The following is a 19711-nucleotide window of genomic DNA, read 5'->3' as shown; positions in this document are numbered from 1 at the left end:
AGGTTTAAAAAGTTGAATATTTTATATTTTGGGAAAATTAGTGAGAATGAAGTATTTGTAGAGTTGGAAAAAAAGCAAAAACCGTATGTTATCGCACAAACAATGTATGAAAAAGCAATTTGTGAAGAATTAAAATTACGAGATGATGTAAAACTTGATATTAACACTATTTTCCAAACTGAGTATTTTCCTAATGATAAGCTGATCATCAATAAGAATTCAAAAAAATTAAGTTATTACTATATTCCGTATATTAATCTACCATTTTTAAGAGAATTAAGTTATTTTATAATTTCTTGTATAAGAATACTTTTTTGGAAATTTAAACATAGAAAAGATGATGAGTTAATTATATATTCAAGTAATCATTTTCCACCCGTATCTATGGCTATAGTGTTAATAGGAGGCCTTCTAAGAATACCAAAAGTAGTGACATTCACAGACCTCCCATTATTTACATATTCTCAAGAGAAGATTCTAAAAATGAAGATCTACAAAAGAGTAATAATCAAACCTTATTTAAGGTTAGTGAATCTATTACAGCAAAAATATGATGGTTATATTCTATTTTCAAAAGCAATGAATAAAATAGTCAATAAGAGGGGAGCACCAAATTGTATAGTTGAAGGAGCGTATAATAGTGATCAAATTGATTTATCAATTACTTCTAAACCTAAAGAATTTATTATTGCACATGCCGGAACATTAAATAGAGAAGTAGGTATAGAAAAAATAATAGAAGTATTTGATAATATTAAAACTGAAAATGTTCAATTATGGTTGATAGGTACAGGAGATATGACCCCGGATATAATTGAGAAGGCTAATCTAGATTCTCGAATTAAATATTTTGGATTTTTGCCAAAGCCTGAGGTGTTTAGTTTATTAAAGAAGGCAACTTTACTGATAAATTTGAGAAATCCAGAAGATATTTATACAAAATATTCATTCCCTTCCAAGATGTTCGAATATATGGTATCAGGCACGCCTACTCTAACAACTAAAATAGAGGGAATACCAACCGAATATTATAACTATGTGTATTCGGTTGATGGTTATGAAAGCAATGATATTGCAAAGGAAATTGATGACATTTTGGGTAAAGATAAATTTGAGTTAACTAGTATAGGTTTGAAAGCTAGAGAATACGTTATTCAAAATAAGAATGCATCTATACAAGCTAATAAGATAGCAGCGTTGCTTAAAAAAGTGATTGCTTAAAGGATAATAGTAAGATTATTTAATCTATCTAATTATGTTTGTTCACTAAATTAGATAAGGGGCAAGTATACAGAATACACTTTTAAAAAGAGTTATTTTATATATTAAAATAATATATATTTTTTTGAAGGGATTAGATGATGAGGAAAGTAGTAGTAAATATTGCAACTTTTATTTTAATATATGTACCAATTATTTTTGGCGTAAATCTATTGCATGCTTTAACAATAGTAGCTATGATATATCTTTTTTTACATTTAAAGAAGACTCTAGAAATTTTGCAAATTAGAGATATTTTTGTGTTAGTAACAATGATAATGAGTTTGATAATATATTTATTTTTCGTAATACGTTTAAATAGAGTGCCATTAACTTCGATAACACCACATATATATATGTTGTTAGAGGTAATACCTGTCTCAATTATGATAGTATTGATTAATCGAAATCAAAGTGATGTGAAGATACTAAATGTGATATTGAATGTTGCAATAGTTCAATCCTTAATTGCATTCGCTAGTTATCTGGTCCCTAATTTACAACAGTTTTTAGTTCGTCAATTAGTTAATCAAGGAGCTACTGAGGTATATTTAAGGATAGCAGATTATAGAATGTATGGATTTTCAAATTTTTTAACATTTGCTACACCCGCACTTCAAGCAATTATTGCTTTCTTAATGATGTTAAAAATTAAGAATAAAGAATACAAGTATCTTTTATTTTTACCTTTTATTATATTTTCTTCATTAATAAATGCGAGGACTAGTGTTGTAGTACTAGTTATTGGACTATTAATGATAGTATTGTTTGGATTGACCAAAGGTTTATCTAAAATAGTTGTGAGTTCACTATTACTAACAATTATTTTAATTTTTATATTTAGTAATAATATCCAAATAGCTATCGTATCCGATAATCCAACAATACAATGGATCGTGACTGGACTCAACGAAATTGTAAGTTTCTTAAATGGTAATGTTGAAAGCGGGTATTTTGCTTATGTAACAAGTGCTAATCAATATCAGTTGCCAGAAGGAGCAGGCCTATTGTTTGGAGAAGGTATAAGAGTAATGTTTGGAAATAGTAGTAATTTTCTATCAGATATTGGATATATAAACGATATATGGCTTGGTGGCTTAATTTATTTAGTTGCAATAAGCCTAATAATTAGTTTCTTATTTATTTCAGGTAAAAATGCCTCATCTTATCTTGGGAAAGAAGATATTAAGTTAACTTCAATATTTCTGATTACAATATTAATTGTTTTAAATTTTAAAGGTTTTATTTTCGGATTTAATCCCGTTATTAATACTACACTTCTACTATATATTAACCTAATTTTTGAGTTTTATATAAAGAAAAAATCTAATAATCTTGGGAAATCCTAATAATTGAATAGAAATGATGAAAATAGGAGATAGTATGAAAAACAACTTATTAAGTGTCGTTATTCCTACAAAAAATAGACCTGACTTCTTAAAAAATGCTCTACTTTGTTTTGAACCTTTTTGTGAAGATTTGGATATTGTGGTGGTGGATGATGGATCTTGCGATAAAAATCGCGAATTAAATCGTAACCTTACAACTAATATTGCAATCTATTTTTATAATATGACATCAACCGGTGGTGGAGGGGCTCGTAACCTAGGTTCCGAGCTAACCGATAGTCAATATATTTGGTTTTTTGATGATGACGATATTGTGGAGGAAGCTACCGTTAGAGATGTATTAAATATTCTGAGCTCCGGAGATGGAAGCGATATATATCTATTACCCATGGCTGTCTTTAAAAAAAATGAATTAATCAAAACTGTTATTCCAACTTTAGAGAAGAATAATTTCAATGTGTATAGGAATTCTATTCATCAAGTAAATACTTCGTGTACAATTATGAAAAGGAGTAAATTTGTTCAGGTAGGTAAGTGGGATTCTAATTTTGCGGCAGGACAGGATACTGATCTATTTTTGAGACTTTCTCTTGTTTCATCCTATAGTTGCATTAGTACAAAACCTGTTAGCATCCAAACAGATCATCACGATAGAATTACTAAAAATATAAACAAACGTCGTAAAGGTACATATCAATTTCTTAAAAAAAATTGGAAGTTAATGTCAGTTTATAATATATTTAAATATATAAAAAGTTATATTTATTATACCTATCTCATTATAAAAGAGATGTAGTATTAAAATAAAGTTATATGAGGAGATATGTTAATGAATAATCCATTAGTTTCAATAGTTATGCCAGTATATAATGTAGAAAATTATTTAGAAGAAGCATTAGATAGTATATTTTTGCAAACTTATAAAAATATAGAACTAATTGCTGTAAATGATGGAAGTACAGATAACTCAAAGGAAATTCTAGAACGATTTATTCAAAATAATCCATTACAAAGATATAAAATAATCAATCAGTCTAATAAAGGATTATCCGGAGCTAGAAATACAGGTATTAAAAATATAACAGGTAAATATACTTATTTTTTTGATAGCGATGATAAAATCACTCCTAATAGTATTCAGGAACTGGTTGAATTTGCTGAGAAAAATAATACTGATATTGTAAGATTTAATGCTATAAGTTTTTATGATAACGATTATTCGAATACTTCTAAAGAATTACCTGTTTATGACGAACCCAATTTACAAACAGGAAAAGTTTATAAAAGAGATGAATATGTTTCTGTTTTAGACCGCATTCATTCTCCTGTTTGGTTATATTTTTATAAAAGTGAGCTAATAAAAGATAATAAACTAACATTTTATTATGGTATTCTTCATGAAGATGAACTTTTTACTCCAGTTGCAATGTTTTATGCTAAGAGAATTGGTTACTTAGGATCGCCATTCTTCCATCGCAGATATCGAACAGGCTCAATTATGACATTACAAACAAAGGAACAGTCAAAAAAACATTTATTAGGATATATGACTGTAGTAAAAGAATTACATAAATTTGAAGTTGAAAATAAATTAGATTTAGCCTTTAAGAAGTACTTTGAAAGAATATATAAAAGGATAGGAACTTCTATCTTTGGAGCAAAAGATTTAAAAATTAGAGAAAATTTAAAATTGATTGAATTGGGTGTGAATCCTTTTAGAGCTATAAATAAAAAAATTAGAGCTAGAGGTAATTTAAATAAGAAAGGAATAAGTAATGATTAAAGTCATTCAAAAGTTAAATAATTATATTTTAGAAAGAAATATACAAAAACAACTTAATAGTAGTAAAAAAAAGATTATAATGTTTGATATTCCAGAACATGGAAATATTGGTGACCAGTGTATCGCCCTAGCTCAAAAAGAATTTGTTGAAAATAACTTCAAAGACTTTGATTATATTGAGATCCCTGCTAGGTTATCGGAAAAAATGATCCCTAATGTAATTCAAGCTATGGACTCCAATTCAATAGTTGCATTACATGGAGGGGGAAATTTTGGAGATCTTTATCCCTCACATGACCAAGTTAGGCATAGCGTTATTAAGGCATTTAAAAAGAATATGATTATTCAATTTCCACAATCTGCATATTTCTCTTCAGAATACGTATTAGATGGTAAACTAGCTTCAAGTCAAAGGTGCTATTCTAATAATTATAATTTTAAAATTCTTGCAAGAGAGAAGAAAACGTATACGTTATTGCAGGAATACTTTCCAAAAAATGATACTTATCTCGTACCGGATATAGTTTTTTCGATGGAGAGAAAAGGATTCGTAGGTAATCGAAATGGAGTTGTTACTTTATTTAGACAAGATTTTGAAGCATCTTTAGATTCAAAAATAAAAACTGCTGTAGTAGAATTAGTAAATCAATCATTTGATAAGGTAGATAATAGTGATACGCATCTTGGTGAAGGAGTGATTATTAAGCTTAATAATAGGGATGAAATAGTTTTCTCTAAGTTAAAAGAAATTTCTAATTATGAGTTAGTACTGACTGATAGACTACATGGGATGATTTTTGCTTACCTAACGAACACACCATGTATTGTATTTGATAATAATAATCACAAAATAAGTCAAACATATTATACTTGGCTGCAAGATTGCCAAAGTATTAAATTGATTGAGAATTATGATTTAGAAAATATTAAGATTACAATAAATGAAGTGATAAATAAAAAAAGTGATAATTTCCATTTAAAAAATGAGTTCACTCCATTAATTGACTTAGTGAAAGTAGAAGAATAAATTTTTGAAAGTAGTAAGAATACAAAGGCTTTGGATGTGAATTATGGAGAAATATAAGAAGTTATTCAATAATTCAATAATTTTTATTATTGGGAATTTTGGTAGCAAATTAATTAATTTAATAATGGTACCGCTATATACACAAGCACTTTCTCTTGAAGAATATGGTAATGTTGACTTGGTCACAACAACTATCAATTTATTAATCCCAATTATTACTTTGGAGTTTGGTCAATCGGTAATCCGCTTTGTTATTGAGAGTAATACAAAAGAAAAAAAGCAAAATATATTTAATTTAATTATTATTGTGAGTATAGTAATAACAGTTATTGCACTATTATTATTACCTATTGTAAATTACTTCAACTTATTCGGAAATAATTACAAGTATTTTATAATTCTACTATTACTCAATTCTTATAGTGGAATATTGGCTCAATTTGCAAGGGGTATAGGGAAAATAAGAGCTTTTGCTTTTAATGGGATATTAGTTACTATAATTACAGTATCATTAAATATACTATTCTTAGTAGTTTTAAATTATGGTTTAGATGGTTATTTCATTAGTTTGATTATAGCAAATTTTATTTCAGTATTATATTTATTTATGATATGTGGTGGATTAGTACATATTAGAAAATTTACCTTTAGAGTTAAAGATATATCTAAAATGTTTAGCTATTCGATTCCGTTAATCCCAAATAGTGTGATTTGGTGGATAATAAATGGTTCGACTAGGTATTTTATTCTATACTTTGTGGGAACTGCCGGTAATGGGTTATTTGCTGTTGCTAATAAAATTCCCTCGATAATATCTATTTTTACCTCAATATTTTCTCAAGCGTGGCAAATATCCTCATTCGAGGAATACAGACAAGATTCTAAAGATACAAGTTCGTTTTATTCAAAGGTCTATTCATTATATTTTGTTGGTTTAATGACTGTAGGGTCGAGCATATTGTTAATTTTAAAACCTTTAATGAGCTTTCTTGTTTCTGAATCCTTTTACATAGGTTGGCAAATTGTTCCAGGATTGGTTTTAGCTGTGATTTATCAGAGTTTATCTGGATTTATTGGCACTATATATACAGCTTCTAAAAATACTAAAGGGGTATTTTCTACATCTATTTATGGTGGACTCCTTTCTGCCATCTTTAATATGATATTTATTCCATTTTTAGGTGTGAATGGAGCGGGAATTGGGATGGCATTAAGTTTTCTTCTTATGTTCGTAATAAGATTCATTGATACCAGAAAATTTGTAAAAATACAGTTAAATCTCAGTAATTTTATAATTAGTAATTTGATATATGTTGGTCAATCGATATCTATTTTTTTATGGGATGGGTTATTACTAATTTTTATTAACATTATCTTCTTATCATGTATATTACTTATCAATAGACAGGTTATATTGGCTTTAGCCAAAACTATTTTTAAAAGATAGATATCAAATACATAACTGATGTGAGAGTCATTAAAATTTGTTTATTCCATGGTTATTAAGTTAAATGATAAAAGATTTTGATAAATGGGCCATGAAATCCTGACTTTTCGTCAAAGCGGACTTATGAGAAAATTTCGGTTCTATGATAAATAGTGTTGGTGGGAAATTCTTAGGAATTTCCGCCAGCACTATTTTTAGTCTTCAATTGTCAAATTAAGTGCAACGATTCATTAAAAAATACTTCATAAGGGGTTTTCCAATTTAGACATTTCCGTTGTCGCGTGTTTAATTTATTCGCCCATTCTTGAATTTGACTATCAAAAATACCTGAAATATCTTCACCTTTGGGTGAATATTCTCGTAATAAACCATTAGTATTTTCGTTTGTACCACGTTGCCATGGAGCATGTGGATCTGGAAAATACACTTTAGTGCCATTTAATCCTAGCGTTATTCGACTATGTTGGGAGAATTCTTTTCCTCTATCGGGTGTAACGGTTTTACATTTATCTTCTCCTACATTTCTTAGTAGATTAATCATACAATCAATCACATTTTTAGAGATTTTCTTTTCAAACTTACCAAGTAGGGAAAAACGAGATCTACGATCAACTAGAGTTACAATACAAGCCCTACCTGTTTTACCGGCTACAGTATCAGCTTCCCAATGACCGACCTCAAGGCGCTCATTGGCAGCAGATGGCCGTTCATGAATCGTATTCGAAATTGGTATTTTTCCACGGCGCTCTCGATAATTTTTTGAGTGTCGTGTTTTACCTCGATGTCTTAACTTACGAATTGCACCTTTATTGCCGTGAGAAAGATTCGGTTCATCAAAATCTCCGCGATATATCGCACGATAAATCGTATTATAACTAAGAGCTTGCTGATTTATTTCTAGTCTCATTCGGGCACTAATCTCCTCTGGAGACCATTGTTCTTCCAAAAAGAGTCGTTTTACTCGAGAATGAATTTCTGTATCTAGAAGTATGCGTTTACAACCACACTTTCTTCTCTTTCTTTGCTGATACTTTTCTTGTGCTTTTGAGGGAGAATAACTTTTTCTTGAATAGTATTCCCTTTTAGTTCTCTTGAAATTATTGATTTTGCACGATTTAGTTGCTTAGAAATACATCCTAAAGACTTTCCTTGCTCATGCAATAGGAATATTATTTCGCGTTCATTAATGGTAAGATGACAATATGGATTCATAGTTTTCTTCCTTTCTTTAGTTGGTGGTACATCTATTTTAAAGGAAAACTGTGGATCTTTTTTTGAAATTTTTATGTGTTGCACTTAAATTGTAAATTCGTCGGACATTAAACAACGGTCTAAATCTGTTAGGAGTTTCAACTTTCTACCAACAAATTGTGAAGGGTATCGTTATTATCATCGCTGTATTAATTGACCGTCTTAAATAAAGGAATTGACAAAAATGAAGAAAGTAATCTTAACATTCTTGTTGCCAATACTATTACTCGTGGGTTGTGCGCCAGCATTTTCTCTAGAAGCGCCTGGTGGAACAAATGAGGCAGTGGTTGAAAATATGGAGCCAGCTGAAATCACTGTGGGACTGTCAGTTTCAACATTGTCCAACCCATTTTTCGTGTCACTAGAAGAAGGGGTAAATACACTGGCAACTGAAAATGGCACGCAAGTCATTTCTGTAGATGCACAAGATGATTCAGCTAAACAATCCAATGACGTGGATGATTTAATCCAACAGGGTGTTGATGTGTTGTTAATCAACCCAGTAGATTCTGCGGCTATTACGCCAGCTGTTGAGGCTGCCAATAGTGCAGGTATTCCAGTTATTATGGTCGACCGGGCTACTGACTCCGGTGAGTTTGTGACTTTAGTGGCTTCTGATAACGTTGCGGGTGGTGAGATGGCAGCGCAATACATTGTAGATCAAGTTGGCGAGAATGCAAGTACACTTCAATTAGAAGGTGTCCCTGGCGCTTCAGCTACGAATGAACGTGGTGAAGGGTTTATGAATGTTGCGGAAACCAGTTTGAACGTATTAGATAGTCAAACTGCCAATTTTGACCGTGCTGAAGGGTTAACGGTAATGGAAAATATGCTCCAAGGTAATAGCGACGTTCAAGCAGTATTTGCACAAAATGATGAAATGGCATTAGGGGCAATTGAAGCGATCCAAGGTGCTGGATTATCAAATCAAATTACAGTGGTGAGTTTTGATGGGACTGAAGGTGGTATTAAAGCAGTTGAAGATGGTTCTTTAGCAGCTACAATTGCGCAACAACCGGATGAAATGGGCCGTTTAGCATTACAAGCAGCCTATGACTTCTATGTAGGACAAGAAATTCCTGAGAAAATTGATTCACCATTGGAGTTGGTAACTAAAGATTAAGAAATATATGAATTTAAAATAAAGAGGCTGGGACAAAACTAGCCAAAAAAGAGGAGATTGACCACGAAAAATGGTCAATCTCCTCTTTAAATTATACAAAAATAAAATACCTTCATTTATAATAGTAATAACCACAGAACTAAAAAGAAAGAAGGTATTTTATGTATACTCAATATAACACATGAATCAAGCTTTTCTACCATTAGAGTTATCCGATTATCTTGCACCAAATCATATTGTTTTCCAAGTAAATAATTTTGTTGAACAGCTAGATGAACATATCCTCGATCAATTTTATAAACACGAAGGCCGACCGGCCTATCATCCATTAATCCTCTTAAAGGCATTACTATTCGCATATATAGAAAAGACGTTTTCAGGAAGAACTATTGAAAAAATGATGCAAGAGAACATTCCAATGAAATGGTTAGTTGCCGATACCTAAATTTCTTATCGTACGATTAATAGATTTCGTTCTAGTGAATTATGTGCATCAATTTTTGAGAACCTATTCGTTGAATTTAAACTCTTTTTAGTTCAACAAGAACTAATCTCAGATAATGTAGTATTTATAGATGGTACAAAAATTGAAGCAGATGCAAATAAATATTTTTTTGTTTGGAAAAGAGCAACAGATAAATTTTACGCATCATTAAAAGCTAAAGAAATGGAATATTATAGAAACGAAATATTACCTACTGTAGAAAAAGAGATTATCAAAGATGAAATTGATTCAATGTCTTTAAATGATGTTGAAATACTAAAAGACTTCCTTGAGGAAGCTGTATCTGAGGTAAATGAAGAAATTGAAAGTACGCCAAAAAAAGGTGCAGATCCAAGAAAGCAGAAACGAAGAAAATTGAAAAAACACTTACGAAAAGTCAAAGATGATTTTTTACAGCGTGAGATAAAGTATGAAAATTATTATAGAACATTTGAAGGTAGAAATAGTTTTTCAAAAACAGATACAGATGCAACGTTTATGCGAATGAAAGAAGATCCGATGTTAAATGGTCAACTTAAACCAGGTTATAATCTTCAAATAGCAACTGAAAATCAATTTGTTATAGCCTATAATATTTTTCCAAATCCTACGGATACACGTACACTATTACCATTTATTGAAAGTATGCCTACTTTACCTAAAATCGTCGTAGCTGATGCTGGATATGGAAGCCAAGAAAACTTAGAAACGTTGGACAATCTAGGGATTGATTATTTCATCAAATACAATATGTTTGATAAGGAACAGACGAAGAAATTTCAGAAATCAAGTAAGAATTTAAATAATTGGGACTATGATGCGGAAAATCAAATCTTTATTCATCCTGATGGTACACAGTATCATTTCCATCATGTTTATCATCCAAAAACAACAACTGGATATCGCTTAGAAAAAGAAATGTATTATCCAGTCAATAGAGAAACCGCACCACAAAAGTCATTTTCTTTTAATAGAAAATATCAGTATTTAAAAGAAAATGAATCAGCTAAGCTATTATCTGAAGATGGCTCAGCTCTTTTCGCATGTAGAAAAATTGATATTGAGCCGGTCTTCGGACAGATTAAACAAAACTTAGGATTCCGAAGGACTCATTTAAGAGGAAAAGATAAAGTAAAAACAGATATCGGTCTAGTATTAATGGCTAATAACATCATAAAAGTCCAAAAGAGACTGATAAATTAAAAGAGAGGAAAAAGATTTCGAAGTGAAATCTTTTTCCTCTCTTTATTTAGTTAACTAAGCCTTTTTTGTCCCAGCCTCAGACACTACTCATCAATTCTATTTGACATAGAATCTTAATACTTTAAAAGAGGTAAGGAATTTTTTAAAGTATTATTTTATTAAGGTGCGTCAGTAAGTGTCCATTCTATTGTCGTAGTATAAGGTTTATAATATGCCACATCTTGCGCTATTGGATTTAATTCTAATAGCAAACCTTGATCAGCTGTCCAGAAAACATTTTTTTCTTGTGGATCATTTTCATCTTGTTGATAAATTAGTTGTGTTTGTGCTTCTATGTTATAAGTGTTTGTATCTTTTTTGAAAACTAATGCATTTCGCAAAGTATGACCATCTTGAGTTTTGAGTGGTTCAGAAGCTCGGGCTGTCAATTTCCATGGAGCTTCCGGATTATATTCTTTTGTATTTATCACTTTAATTTGCCAATTAGGATTTGTCCTTTGTATAGTCATTTGTTCATCTTTGACGGCAACTTGTTGAAATTCTAATGTGCTTGGAGCATTAAAAGATAATCTATTTCCAGCAACAGTCACTTCAAGAGGTTCGCTTTGTGCGCCATATCCATCTGTAACAATTACATTTATTTTTGAACCTACTTTATAGGGTGCAAATGTACCTAAATCTAATTCAAATTTTCCAGATGTTGAATCGGCAATAGTGGTCCAAACATCTTGCCCATCTGTTGCTTTTACTTGAAAACCTGGGTAAGTTGTTCCTGATAATTTCACATCTGTGTCGGTTAATCGATTAATGTTTGGTTGCTCAATAGATTCAGCAGAAGATATTAATAATCGTTTTATTTCGTTAGTAGGCTTTTTAAGTAACAAATTACTTATTTGTATTTCATTTAATGCGCTATTATCAGATTTTGATAAAGAAGAGGATGAATTTACAGAAATGTTATTAATGATGGAACCTGAAAGGCTCATTATACCATCATATACTCTAGGGAATTTAATATAGTTTTGTCCAGAAGTAATATTAGTATCAATTGAAGCACCTTGATTCCAATATTCTATCTTTTTACTAGATGAATTGAAGTTTATTGATCCATTCATAGAAATTAATGCGCCTGGTTTTTGGGTTCGATTATTTCTGATATCTAATGTTGCTCCTTCTGCAATATTGATCGATGAACCACCACCTTGAAGATTAATTAAGGGCTGTCCGTCATTAGTATCTACATTCCCAGCAATAACGCTTACTTTTGCGTTAGGAGCAATATTTATTGTAGTTCTAGCATTATCTAAATTATTAATAATGTTCATTCTATCTTTTAAAGCAAACATCACTTGGGCACCATCTTCAATATTTATAGTCGCGTCACCATATAAGTTTATTAGTTCTCTTAAATTACTATTTAAAAGGCGTTCTTCGTTGTTGTGGGCTTCAAATATTGAATTACTTTCAAAGGTTATACCATTTGCTTCAAATACTTCATAAGGACCCTTAAATTCAAAATAACTCTTTCCTTGAATTATAATTTCCCCATTAGGCACGCGTGCCACCTGACCGTTCTGCGTACCATCGAAAGAGACGTTGTTAATAGTTAATTTACCACCAACAGGAGAATAGAATAGGCTATCATTCTCATTACTTAACAAAAGATGATTTTGATTAACCTGAACTTTGGCTTCATTAAAATAAACTGAAAAATTCTGGATATTAAAACGTCGAGCGTAAAAATTTAATATATGGTTCTGGGCATTTATTATTTTATCGCCATTAATACTTAAAGAACCACTTCTATTTAAAGATGGAGCTGATATATCGTTATTAATATTAATTGTTGATATATTGCTATTTGCTAAGGCATCTTCAAATTGTAACCAGGTATTCACAGATACTGATGATGCACGGGTGGTTATTGCAAATGTTTGGATAGTATTTTCTTCTGATTCCGATTCAATTAACTCAGAAGATTCTTCAATTTGTGAGTCAGTCTGACTTGTTTCATTCTCATGAACTGTTGATTCAGGGCCACTACCATCTGAAGAGGGCGTTACATTCTGGATTAATGATAGTGAATCTGGATTGTTGGAAGATTCAATTGATGTGTTCTCATTTTCGGGATAAGTAGTATCATCTGTCAATTCAATAATTAGTTTGTCATTAATAGTCTCACCGTTGTTTAGAGTAGACTGAATAGAAACCAGATATGAGGAGTTACTTGTCTCTAAAATCTGAATAGTCAGTTCCATTGTCGACGATTTAGATTGGACTTTAGACCAATCAATTAAGAACGAATTTTGTTTCGAATCAAAAGTAATGCCATCCGGTAAATCTGTCAAATCAGCTTGCACATCGTTTGGAAGCGTGATAGTAGAAGATGAATAATCTTCACTTTTATTCGTTATGCTTATTTTTCCATTAGTAGTATTTGAATCAGAATTTGAAGACATATTTTCCCATGTTAACAAGCTTTCATCCGCTTTAATTGTCATAATATTATTTTGAAATTGAAAGAATATTAAGCATATCGAAATGATATATAATATTTTTATTTTTTTAAACATTCTAAATTATCTCCCCAACCTTAAGCCTCATAGAAATTAAAATATTTAATTTTTATTAAAATGATTTTACATTATATGTCATTAAATGTAAAATACAATTGTCGTTAAAGGTCAATTGGGAGGGGGTGAACGAGTGCACAAACAAAAAAATATGAAACGAAATATAGTTCATTTGTTTTGTTCTGTTTTAACTTGCTTAATTTTATGGTTTAGTTTGCTGCTTCAAGAAGTTGAAGCTGTGGATGTTGGATTAATTGGTGGTGCAACGACCCATTCTTCATACGAAGATGGTGATTTAACTGTTTGGATAGAAGGAGGAAAAGGTGTTGAGTTAGATTTGGGTACTCGAATGATACCTCAAATGCAGCTGCCTTCATCATTATCTAGCATCTTAAATCATTCTGATATTCGTAATAATATTCGTTTAGAATATTCCTTACCAGCGCCGTTACTAGGATTTATTCCAATTAGAGGCACGATTGCAGGGGATCAGCTACTATTTGATACAACAAATAATCTTGTTTATGCCAATCTAGATCAATCCTTAAATCTCACTTTAATAGGTTTATATAAGTTTAAATTTATTATTGATATCGAAGGATTAAATATGCGTATACCAGCCGATTCCTACCAGTTTAAAATGGTGGTTGATAAGGGTATAGTAAATTTGGATTTATTAGATTTTCGTGGGAATTTGACCACGCTCGATTTTGGTTATCTACCGGAAGACTATGATGAACCGTCAAATCCGGATGAACCAGGTCAATCCACAACTGATAGTGATCAAACTGAGGTATCAGTAGCTTTTTTACCGCCTGTTGATAGCTCACCGCCCATATTAGATCCTGAAAATCCATCTGAAGAAATAACCAACCCGGAAGATGAACCGTCTGGGGAAACTGGGGATTTGACTTTAGATTATGTGCCTTCATTTAGTTTTCCTACTAGAGAAGTTGCACACGAAAATATTGAAGTAAGAATGGATAGAAAGAAACCATTTATTCAAGTTTCTGATCGTACAAATTCGAATGCTGGCTGGATTGTGACGGCTCAATTGAGTTATTTTAGGAACGTTGATTCAAATAGTAACAGTTTGTTGGGTGCTACTTTACTACTTGAAAATGGCATAACCAGCTCGCCAATCGACGTTTCCGAGGAGCCATTTGTGTACCAAGATATCGAACTGCACTCATCCGGGGATGCGAAACCAATTATGTATGCAGAACCAGGAGCAGGATCAGGTACTTGGTTAGCTCGATGGTATGATAGTGATCTAGAAGGTAATTCAAATGGGGATGTATATTTGAATGTGCCACAAGGATCAGCTCAAGTTGGGAGACAAGAAGCGACTATCACCTGGACAATACAGAACACACCAAATGTTTCAGAGTGATAAAATGATAAGTGAATTGATTATGGAGGAGAAAAATGAAAAAAATTAATAAATTTATGGCCGCGTTATCAATAGGGTTAATTGGTGCAGGATTATATACACCGACTGTAGATGCTTTAACTTCAAATGCTACAGTAGACTTTACAAATCCATCTGAAGCACCTGCTATTGTTAATCCAGACAATCCAGATGGAGAGCCACTTGAGAACCCTAACACAGATGGGGAAGTTAGCGGGGAATTTGGGCCATTGACATTAGACTATGTATCAAATTTTGACTTTGGTAGTCAGATCTTAAGTAGCAAAAATGAATCTTATGTTGCAACTAATAATCGTACTCCATTTGCACAGGTAACGGATGTTCGTGGTACTGGTGCAGGGTGGCGATTAGTTGCTACCTTAAACGGATTTACTCAAGAAGACGAAACTAGTTTAGAAGGTTCAACAATTAGTCTAAGTAATGGGAACGTTGTGACGACTTCTGACACGAACTCTGTACCTGCTCCAGCAGTTACTTCAGAAATAACTTTAACTACTGGTGAGTCATCAGACGTCACAGTAGCAGAGCTAACTGAAGGCCGTGGAACTTGGTTAACAGTTTGGGATAATAACCAAAATGTTGTTTTAAATGTACCTGCTGCAAGTGCGACGGTTGGTCAACATACAGGAACAATTACCTGGACGCTATATAACACACCAACAGAAACAGACTCTGAACCGGTTAACCAAACTACTCAACCTTAATACCAAAAAAGTAACTTGTTAAGTAGAAAGGCACATATTTTGAATAAGTTTTGTAAATTTTTAATTTTTGTAGTTACCGCTCTTGCTGTATTCTTTGTATCACCAAGTGTTGAGGCTAATGAAGGTGAACAAGTAGGTTATTCTGTGCAAGCAGTTTTACCGGAAAATCAAAGGGATAATGGTGCAACTTATTTTGACTTATTGGTAGAAGAAGGTTCCAGTTATCGATTAGAAGTTCAAATCTTTAATCATGAAAATGAAGAACTTACTGTGAATGTGACACCGACAACCTCTAGGACTAATCAAAATGGCCTGATCGTCTATGAGGAACAAGAATCTTATGATGACAGTTTGAAATATCCAATCTCAGAATTTGTCACCATCAAAGAACCGACAGTCACCATTCCAGCGAATGAGACTGCCACTATTGAGATGACATTGACAATACCTGATGAAAAGTTAGAAGGCTTCTTATTAGGCGGTATTTTAATCCAGAAAGAGTCTTCTCAAGATAATGATCAGGAGGGCGTTCAGATTCAGAATGAGTATGCTTATGTGATTGGCTTACAAGCAACAATGGATGAACAGGTTGTTGAATCCAATTTGAACTTGAAAGGGATTCGTCCTGAATTGGTAAACTATCACACTGCAGTAATTGCTGAATTACAAAACGATCAACCTGTCATAATGAACGGTGTGAATATTGAGGCAAAAGTATTTAAAGAGAACAATCCCGACGAAGTATTCAAGAAGGCTTCTATTGAAGATAGACAATTTGCGCCAAACTCAACAATGGAATTTGTGATTGATTGGGAGAATCAATATTTAGAGCCAGGCGACTATCGTTTAAAATTGACTGCTACAGACGATGAAAATGAATGGCAGTGGGATGAGCAGTTTACGATTACTGAAGAAGAAGGGCAGTTATCTGATGATGCTGTTGAACTAGAAGAAGATTCTTGGCTAACGCCACAATTATTTATTGGTGTTACTGCAGTGTTAATTATCGTTATCATTGTGCTATTGTTCAGAAATAGAAAATCTAAATAGTTAAGATAGATAAGGTTGAGCTTGGTCTCAGCCTTTTTTGCTTATAATAAGGTGATTATATAAATGAAAGTGATCAAATTGGATGGAATGACATGGATTACTCACAATTATTTATTGAAACGCTGGATAGAGCGCAGGAGCGCTTTTTAGATTCTTTAGATCAAGTGAACATGGAAGATGCCGATGTCATGTCAGCACCATTAATCAAATCGATTATCGGGTTAATTTGGCATATTGGTAGTATGATTGATCTAGAAATTTCCGACTTAAATGGAGAAGAATCATTATGGATTTCGGATGGTTTGACAAAAAAATTTAATTTACCTTTACCAGATGATACATTAGATTTTAACCATTCATTTGAGAAAGCAGAAAAGTAAAAGTTAATGATAAAGATTTATTTGGCAGACCAGATGGGGATTCCAAAAAGGTGGCAACGTCTCATGAGGTAACCTTCATTCCTGATGACTTGCTTTTCATCCATTCAGATATTCAAGTCATGCCACCAACATTTGTAGTCGAATCAGACCGCTATATTGTGATGGAGGCCTATCAACCAATGGCTATGATTGAAACAGAACTGGATGCGATTAAAGATTTTGTAGAGGATATGCAACATCGTTATGATTTAGAAGTTGTCTTTCTACCATTAAATATTGTAAAAGGTGGGACTGGCCAAGGTCGTTTCTTGAAGGAGCGAATTCCTGAAATGATTTCAATCGATTATTCAGTTAAAAGCTATTTACTAATGCAAGATGCGGTGCTTATTTTGGGTCAAACACAAATGGTGATTACTTCTCACTATCATGCCTTAGTCTTAGCCGCTGCTAAATAAGGTATCAATTCTTTCAGTGATGAAGGATGAGGTGGGCGATAAAGGATATTACTACAATAAAGATGATGGTTTAATTCAACAAGTTTTTGATGGTTTAGATATCGATGAAACACGATTATGAATAGAAATTTTTCGGATGCTTTTGAATTGGTGAAAGAAAATTTTATCTACTTAGTTCCCAAACAACAAAATTACTATACATCACAAGATTTCCAAGAAAATATAATTGTATTGAATAAATTATGTATAGATTATATTAACCCCAAATTGACACCTAATCTTTGATGAATATGAAAAATCCTACTTTTTTAGCCTTATCTAAGTATATAATGTAAGGGGATACAAAGTTTTTCTTTGCAAGAAAAATTGATTAAAAAGTACAATATAATATAGGACTACTAACAAATTTGTACCCTTTATATTCTCAACATAGGAGGATTTCTAAATAAGATATGTGAACTCATTTTACTAATATTTGCAAGAACAAACCCTTTTCAAAAGACCGATTTACATTCACGGTTATGAAGAGAAAAAACGCAAAGGTTATGTTATTGTTATTTTGTATTTTTAGTCAGTATACATTTTTATGGGATGTCTTTTAATATTTTTTGAAATACAGAACATGAATGCACGTTTTATTGATATGAAGATAAGTAACAGTTGGTGCGTGGCGTTTACATTTATAAGGAAATTTTGGTGAAGAAAATGAATAAAGTAGCAATTATCGGTGCAACGAATGTTATAGGTCGACAAGCGGCGGAACAGTTTTCTATGGCGGGCTATGAAGTCATCGCTGCACTTTATGAAGATATTGAAGTACCAAACTTACCCGGTGTGGAATATATTTTTATTCAACGGGGGGATACGGCGATTGTTGAAGATATCTTAGAGCAAGCGCGGATTGTGATATTGCCTGTGATTACAGAAATTTGTGATATACCAAAACTTGTAAATTATGAAGAACGGTTATTCAATATTATTGACATCTGTGAGGACTTACCAATTGATGAATTTTGCTATACAGTAGCGAGTGCTGAACATCCAGATGAAATTGATTTTGAAATGAAACAAGTACAGAAACGACTAAAAGCATATATTGAGGACGCTGACCTAAATCAGCAGCCAATCGATATGTTTAAATTTGAGGACCAATTTGCTGAAATGATCCAAAGAGATTTTGCTTCACTTGCAGCAAACCATAATAATACCATTATTTTTGATTTCTGAAAATGGGACCTTTCTTTTCAGCTAGTGTTTTCCATGTGGTAAGATAAGACAAAAGGAAAATGCTTATCAAAATGGGGAATGCAGATGAAAGGAAATAATCTTGTTCGACTTGTGGGCTTTTTTGTCGGCATGAGTATCGCTGTTGGGTTAGTATGTGTGATTACCATCAGTAACCTCATTGTTGATGAGGAACCGAAAGTATCGGATATTATTGTTGTACCAGAAGGTGCTAGTGAGCGGGCCGGTGAAGCAGTTGATTTGCTTGAAGCTGGCTATTCACGGTCAGGGAAAATTATCGTAAGTCCACTAACCCAATCAAACTTTGATTTTTACGTGGGGGCGGGCGCACCAAGTGACGCTTTAATTAACGAAGGGAACGCTACGTCTACCTATACCAACGCACGAAACACCTTGAAGATGATGCAAGAAATGGGCTATGATTCAGCCATTATTACTTCATCTGACTACCATATGTTGCGGACAAAAATGATTTACGAACGGCAAAATCGCCATTACGGGTTTGACTTAACATACGTCGCTACCTATCATGATGTTGCCGGTGAGGAAGTGACTTGGTGGCAAGCCAATCGTCAAGCTGGCTTTAAGGAAATTAAGAAATTTTGGGGCTACATGTTCTTCCTTTACCATTGGGTAGATGAAGAATAGTAAGTCAGTAAAAGTCATCCGGCTAGGGTGGCTTTTTTGATATTTGAAATTATTTACCAACACTATTTGTAAAAGAACCCAAATAAGTTACAGGAGGTTATTTTTATGATCAATTATCATAAGATTCTTGAAATGCATCTACAAGGGATTTCTCAACGAACAATCTCTTCCAGTACGGGGCATTCAAGAGACAAAATTAGAGAGGTGGTGAATGTGTATTACGATGAAGTAGAACAGTTGATAAAAAAACAAACGTCGGCTGAGTTTGAATAGAAAAAATCGGTTATTACATTTTTT

General features: G+C 32.5%; 16 protein-coding genes and 3 pseudogenes. 17 read left to right on the top strand and 2 right to left on the bottom strand.

All coding sequences use genetic code 11. From position 1 onward, the window contains the following. Nucleotides 1-12 precede the first annotated feature (12 nt). From AWM74_RS01690 to AWM74_RS01665, 6 genes are all read left to right on the top strand, one after another. Entirely contained in the window at nt 13-1221 is a 1209-nt protein-coding gene (locus AWM74_RS01690) for a glycosyltransferase (RefSeq protein WP_051218287.1), read from the top strand. A 137-nt stretch (nt 1222-1358) separates the two neighbouring features. Beyond that, nucleotides 1359-2609: a hypothetical protein gene (locus tag AWM74_RS01685; RefSeq protein WP_026466362.1), complete on the top strand. Its 1251-nt coding sequence runs from the start codon at nt 1359-1361 to the stop codon at nt 2607-2609. Between the two features lie 34 nt (nt 2610-2643). Further along, nucleotides 2644-3405: a glycosyltransferase family 2 protein gene (locus AWM74_RS01680; RefSeq protein ID WP_026466361.1), complete on the top strand. Its 762-nt coding sequence runs from the start codon at nt 2644-2646 to the stop codon at nt 3403-3405. A gap of 33 nt (nt 3406-3438) precedes the next feature. Beyond that, entirely contained in the window at nt 3439-4392 is a 954-nt protein-coding gene (locus AWM74_RS01675; protein WP_051218285.1) for a glycosyltransferase, read from the top strand. Next, nucleotides 4385-5419, top strand: coding sequence for a polysaccharide pyruvyl transferase family protein (locus tag AWM74_RS01670; protein WP_026466360.1), 1035 nt, complete (start codon nt 4385-4387; stop codon nt 5417-5419). The genes AWM74_RS01675 and AWM74_RS01670 overlap by 8 nt, the downstream gene beginning before the upstream one ends. Before the next feature lie 43 nt (nt 5420-5462). Next, entirely contained in the window at nt 5463-6866 is a 1404-nt protein-coding gene (locus AWM74_RS01665; protein WP_026466359.1) for a lipopolysaccharide biosynthesis protein, read from the top strand. Between the two features lie 208 nt (nt 6867-7074). Here the strand turns inward: AWM74_RS01665 and AWM74_RS01660 are convergent. Then, a pseudogene (locus AWM74_RS01660) lies at nt 7075-8078 on the bottom strand (IS30 family transposase). A gap of 104 nt (nt 8079-8182) precedes the next feature. Between AWM74_RS01660 and rbsC the strand changes: the two are divergent. The 3 genes and pseudogenes from rbsC to AWM74_RS09325 form a co-directional block, all read left to right on the top strand. Continuing rightward, nucleotides 8183-8287 (top strand): annotated as a pseudogene (gene rbsC, locus AWM74_RS09375) (ribose ABC transporter permease); the annotation flags it as partial. Nucleotides 8288-8301: 14 nt separating this feature from the next. Continuing rightward, complete coding sequence (locus AWM74_RS01655) at nt 8302-9240, top strand: substrate-binding domain-containing protein (RefSeq protein WP_026466358.1); 939 nt, start codon at nt 8302-8304, stop codon at nt 9238-9240. 161 nt (nt 9241-9401) lie between these two features. Then, nucleotides 9402-10927: pseudogene (locus AWM74_RS09325) on the top strand (IS1182 family transposase). A gap of 158 nt (nt 10928-11085) precedes the next feature. Here the strand turns inward: AWM74_RS09325 and AWM74_RS01640 are convergent. Beyond that, nucleotides 11086-13500 (bottom strand): pectate lyase-like adhesive domain-containing protein, encoded by a 2415-nt coding sequence (locus tag AWM74_RS01640; RefSeq protein ID WP_026466357.1) that lies wholly within the window; start codon nt 13498-13500, stop codon nt 11086-11088. A 238-nt stretch (nt 13501-13738) separates the two neighbouring features. Here AWM74_RS01640 and AWM74_RS01635 point away from each other — a divergent pair, with 238 nt between their 5' ends. The 8 genes from AWM74_RS01635 (at nt 13739) to AWM74_RS09455 (ending at nt 19687) form a co-directional block, all read left to right on the top strand. After that, nucleotides 13739-14893: a WxL domain-containing protein gene (locus tag AWM74_RS01635; RefSeq protein ID WP_158320047.1), complete on the top strand. Its 1155-nt coding sequence runs from the start codon at nt 13739-13741 to the stop codon at nt 14891-14893. A 35-nt stretch (nt 14894-14928) separates the two neighbouring features. Next, on the top strand, nt 14929-15636 hold the full coding sequence (locus tag AWM74_RS01630; protein WP_051218276.1) for a WxL domain-containing protein: 708 nt from the start codon (nt 14929-14931) through the stop codon (nt 15634-15636). A 39-nt stretch (nt 15637-15675) separates the two neighbouring features. Next, nucleotides 15676-16686: a WxLIP family cell surface protein gene (locus tag AWM74_RS01625; protein ID WP_051218274.1), complete on the top strand. Its 1011-nt coding sequence runs from the start codon at nt 15676-15678 to the stop codon at nt 16684-16686. A gap of 92 nt (nt 16687-16778) precedes the next feature. Continuing rightward, nucleotides 16779-17066 (top strand): hypothetical protein, encoded by a 288-nt coding sequence (locus AWM74_RS01620; protein ID WP_034258403.1) that lies wholly within the window; start codon nt 16779-16781, stop codon nt 17064-17066. Between the two features lie 50 nt (nt 17067-17116). Continuing rightward, nucleotides 17117-17521 (top strand): hypothetical protein, encoded by a 405-nt coding sequence (locus tag AWM74_RS01615; protein WP_034258262.1) that lies wholly within the window; start codon nt 17117-17119, stop codon nt 17519-17521. Between the two features lie 705 nt (nt 17522-18226). Beyond that, nucleotides 18227-18748, top strand: a complete 522-nt coding sequence (locus AWM74_RS01610) for a Rossmann-fold NAD(P)-binding domain-containing protein (protein WP_148639029.1) — start codon at nt 18227-18229, stop codon at nt 18746-18748. Between the two features lie 84 nt (nt 18749-18832). Beyond that, on the top strand, nt 18833-19414 hold the full coding sequence (locus AWM74_RS01605) for a YdcF family protein (RefSeq protein WP_026466355.1): 582 nt from the start codon (nt 18833-18835) through the stop codon (nt 19412-19414). Nucleotides 19415-19519: 105 nt separating this feature from the next. Further along, complete coding sequence (locus AWM74_RS09455) at nt 19520-19687, top strand: hypothetical protein (RefSeq protein WP_197558092.1); 168 nt, start codon at nt 19520-19522, stop codon at nt 19685-19687. Nucleotides 19688-19711: the final 24 nt, after the last annotated feature.

Origin of the sequence: Aerococcus urinaeequi, from assembly GCF_001543205.1 — a bacterium.
In the GTDB taxonomy this organism is placed as follows: Bacteria; Bacillota; Bacilli; order Lactobacillales; family Aerococcaceae; genus Aerococcus; species Aerococcus urinaeequi.
The sequence above is the reverse complement of the archived record's forward strand: the minus strand, read 5'-3'. Positions and strand labels throughout refer to the sequence as shown.

Excerpts from the sequence above, each read along its gene's own strand:
- AWM74_RS01610 (WP_148639029.1), top strand. The coding sequence starts at position 18,227 with ATGAATAAAGTAGCAATTATCGGTGCAACGAATGTTATAGGTCGACAA.
- AWM74_RS01605 (WP_026466355.1), top strand. The coding sequence starts at position 18,833 with ATGAAAGGAAATAATCTTGTTCGACTTGTGGGCTTTTTTGTCGGCATG.
- AWM74_RS01675 (WP_051218285.1), top strand. The coding sequence starts at position 3,439 with ATGAATAATCCATTAGTTTCAATAGTTATGCCAGTATATAATGTAGAA.
- AWM74_RS01665 (WP_026466359.1), top strand. The coding sequence starts at position 5,463 with ATGGAGAAATATAAGAAGTTATTCAATAATTCAATAATTTTTATTATT.
- AWM74_RS01685 (WP_026466362.1), top strand. The coding sequence starts at position 1,359 with ATGATGAGGAAAGTAGTAGTAAATATTGCAACTTTTATTTTAATATAT.
- AWM74_RS01680 (WP_026466361.1), top strand. The coding sequence starts at position 2,644 with ATGAAAAACAACTTATTAAGTGTCGTTATTCCTACAAAAAATAGACCT.
- AWM74_RS01640 (WP_026466357.1), bottom strand. The coding sequence starts at position 13,500 with ATGTTTAAAAAAATAAAAATATTATATATCATTTCGATATGCTTAATA.
- AWM74_RS09455 (WP_197558092.1), top strand. The coding sequence starts at position 19,520 with ATGATCAATTATCATAAGATTCTTGAAATGCATCTACAAGGGATTTCT.
- AWM74_RS01670 (WP_026466360.1), top strand. The coding sequence starts at position 4,385 with ATGATTAAAGTCATTCAAAAGTTAAATAATTATATTTTAGAAAGAAAT.
- AWM74_RS01620 (WP_034258403.1), top strand. The coding sequence starts at position 16,779 with ATGGATTACTCACAATTATTTATTGAAACGCTGGATAGAGCGCAGGAG.
- AWM74_RS01630 (WP_051218276.1), top strand. The coding sequence starts at position 14,929 with ATGAAAAAAATTAATAAATTTATGGCCGCGTTATCAATAGGGTTAATT.
- AWM74_RS01655 (WP_026466358.1), top strand. The coding sequence starts at position 8,302 with ATGAAGAAAGTAATCTTAACATTCTTGTTGCCAATACTATTACTCGTG.